A 2121-nucleotide genomic window follows, 5' to 3' on the forward strand; every position below is an offset into this window, starting at 1 on the left:
AATTGTGAAAAGCTGATATTCTTGTTATCTTATTTATTAAGGAAGAGTAGGTTCATTTGCATTTAAACATTGTTGTTTATTTTTAATAAAATAGCCTGTCTTTCGGATCTTTTAAAGACCCTTTCAAAAAAGTGAGGGGGAGTATGATCGCTGATACACTTATTTTAAATAGTTGCGATGCTTCAATATACTCACCCCCTCATCTAAATATTCTATTACCTTGTATCTTAAATCGTTGCTGTAGATCTTTGTCATTTTCCTTTTACTTTAACAAAAAAAATTACACCTAATTCAACCTAAATTACTATATAAACTGCATTATTTTCCCCAGTTGTCTGGACTCAGACCTTATTTTTCCGTCCTAAATTATTTATCGTAGTGATTCCTATTTTATTTTAAAAAAAAATTTTACTTTTTATTTTAAAATAAAACAGTACATGACATACTCAATGACTATTATGAATAAAATTATATTTTTTATTTGCTTATTAAATATTTGCACATGTTTTTGCAAACCCAAATTTTTTTTCACGAAACCACTAGTATTGACAAAGTTCTTACGCAAACTTTTTATTCTGCTTTGAACTCAGAAAATTTATTACCGATAAATTTGCACTTGTTAAGCAACGATGATATCAGAATCTTAAAAGAAAAATTACATTACCTTCCTCCTCGAATTTTATCGTTGAAAGAAAAATTAGAAAAAATTTCTAGAGAAGCGAAAACAGAATCTTCAAAAAATATGTCTACAGAAGATTTAAAAAAACAGATTATTTTATCTGTACAACAAGTCATCAAGCATCCAAAAGTTCTTAATCTTTCTTTAATTCCATCTGAAATCTCGAAAGAAGCCTCTGATTATATGACGAAGGAACTTATTCCTTCTCTGGATCACTTTATATCCGAAATTAAAAAATACAAAAATCTCGTTGAGGTTATTGATTTTGTATTAAACGTTTCAGAAAATGTCTTTTCAGAAAAAGAAATTTTTAAAATAATAAAGCCAGAGCCATCTATTTTTTCTAATGAAAACCCAGAAATTTTAGATCAGGTAAAGTATTTGGACGAAGAATTTAAAAAATTGAAAAAAATAATTTCAGAAGATAGAACGCAAAAATAAAAAGAATTCTTCTCCCTGATCAGATTATTTATTTTAAAATAGCAGTTTTAAACATAATATCTTCTCTTTGTAAAGAGTCTGCAGCTTCTTCCAACCGAAAAAATGTTTCTGACCTTATTCAATCCCTTAACTTAAATTCAGAAATTCATCAGCTTAAATTCGTTTCTGAAAATCAACGAACCTTATTTTCTGACTTGATTGCAAGCATTCAAAATCAAGCCATTGATTTCCTAAAACCAGGAACTTCGCTACAGCTGTATAAAGGAAAAATTGATTCCTCTGACGCTCCTATTTTAAGTGACATAGAAAATGAAAACGGTTTTACGGAACAGCAAAAAATAACAATTGAAGTTTATAATGCGGTTAAAAATATTGTTTTTCAAAAAAACATTAGTAAAGATGAAAAAATTGAAAAAATTTTAGATTTTGCAAAAACAACCTCTTACCTTAGCCTCCTTAACAAAAACAACATTAAGAGAAAAATTTCTCTGTTTCTTCACCCAGACAAATCAAAGGATCTATTTTCTGAAGAAATAATTGAAAAAATATCAGAAGTTTTTAAAGAATTTCATAAGTTATTTCCAACACACAGCACAAATGATTCAACTAAAGTAAGCAGTGAATCAGACAAAACCACACTCCCCCTCACTTTTTTGAAGGAGCTTTAAAAGATCCGAAAGAGAGGCTATTTTATTAAAAATAAACAACAATGTTTAATGCAAATAAACCTCTCATCCCGCGCAGAGACTTTTAAAACCTTCGTACTTATCGATAAGCGAAAGGTTCAGCATCCTGCGCTGATCCACAAGAAGAACTCTCCACCTTCAATAAAATCCAAGCTTGAACGCATCAGGAGTTTTTTTAAAAGGACAAGTAATTGATTCTGGACTCTTCTCAAAAGCCTTGATATCAAGTATTTGGGAGCCAGTTCCTAAAATGCATTTAATGCTCGATGGCACCAATTGGAAGTTTGGAACGCAGAATATCAATTGCCTCGTACT

At 29.8% G+C, this 2121-nt stretch carries 3 protein-coding genes; all 3 read left to right on the forward strand.

All coding sequences use genetic code 11. From position 1 onward, the window contains the following. Positions 1-508 precede the first annotated feature (508 nt). The 3 genes from HE1_RS03910 to HE1_RS08960 all read left to right on the forward strand — a co-directional run bounded on the left by HE1_RS03910 (position 509) and on the right by HE1_RS08960 (position 2001). Positions 509-1120 (forward strand): hypothetical protein, encoded by a 612-nt coding sequence (locus HE1_RS03910; RefSeq protein ID WP_162480326.1) that lies wholly within the window; start codon positions 509-511, stop codon positions 1118-1120. 194 nt (positions 1121-1314) lie between these two features. Continuing rightward, positions 1315-1788: a hypothetical protein gene (locus HE1_RS03915; protein ID WP_035544939.1), complete on the forward strand. Its 474-nt coding sequence runs from the start codon at positions 1315-1317 to the stop codon at positions 1786-1788. Between the two features lie 48 nt (positions 1789-1836). Next, positions 1837-2001: a hypothetical protein gene (locus tag HE1_RS08960; RefSeq protein ID WP_162531248.1), complete on the forward strand. Its 165-nt coding sequence runs from the start codon at positions 1837-1839 to the stop codon at positions 1999-2001. Positions 2002-2121 lie beyond the last annotated feature (120 nt).

Source organism: Holospora elegans E1 (assembly GCF_000648275.1).
Classification (GTDB): Bacteria; Pseudomonadota; Alphaproteobacteria; order Holosporales; family Holosporaceae; genus Holospora; species Holospora undulata_A.

Excerpts from the sequence above, each read along its gene's own strand:
- HE1_RS08960 (WP_162531248.1), top strand. The coding sequence starts at position 1,837 with ATGCAAATAAACCTCTCATCCCGCGCAGAGACTTTTAAAACCTTCGTA.